The 576-nt window shown below is 63.7% G+C and carries 1 protein-coding gene; it reads left to right on the top strand.

Going from position 1 to position 576, the window contains the following annotated elements:
* On the top strand, positions 1–576 hold a 576-nt coding region (nadE, locus tag EOA27_RS39355), incomplete at both ends, for an NAD(+) synthase (protein WP_127259082.1).

Genomic DNA, 576 nt, shown 5'->3' with positions numbered 1-576 from the left:
GTGCCCGAGCGGGAAGAGGCGGCCTATCGCGCCTGCATGCTCGGCCTGCGCGACTACGTCAACAAGAACGGCTTCAAGAACGTCGTGCTCGGCCTCTCCGGCGGCATCGATTCGGCGATCTGCGCGGCCTTGGCCGTCGATGCGCTGGGCGAGGAGCGGCTGCGCACCGTGATGATGCCCTACCGCTATACGTCGAAGGATTCGCTGAAGGACGCCGAGGACTGCGCGCGCGCGCTCGGTTGTCGTTATGACATCGTGCCGATCTCCGAGCCGGTCGAAGGCTTCAAGCATGCGCTGACGCAGCTCTTCGAGGGCACCCAGGAAGGCATCACCGAGGAAAACCTGCAGAGCCGTGCGCGCGGCACGATCCTGATGGCGATCTCGAACAAATTCGGTTCGATGGTGGTCACCACCGGCAACAAGAGCGAGATGTCCGTCGGCTACGCCACGCTTTACGGCGACATGAATGGCGGCTTCAATCCGATCAAGGATCTCTACAAGATGCAGGTCTACGCGCTGTCGCGCTGGCGCAATTCGCATGTGCCGCCGGGCGCGCTCGGTCCTTCCGGCGAGGTC

Origin of the sequence: Mesorhizobium sp. M2A.F.Ca.ET.037.01.1.1 (assembly GCF_003998075.1) — a bacterium.
Classification (GTDB): Bacteria; Pseudomonadota; Alphaproteobacteria; order Rhizobiales; family Rhizobiaceae; genus Mesorhizobium.
Note: the sequence above shows the minus strand (reverse complement) of the source record. Positions and strands in the feature narration are given on the sequence as shown.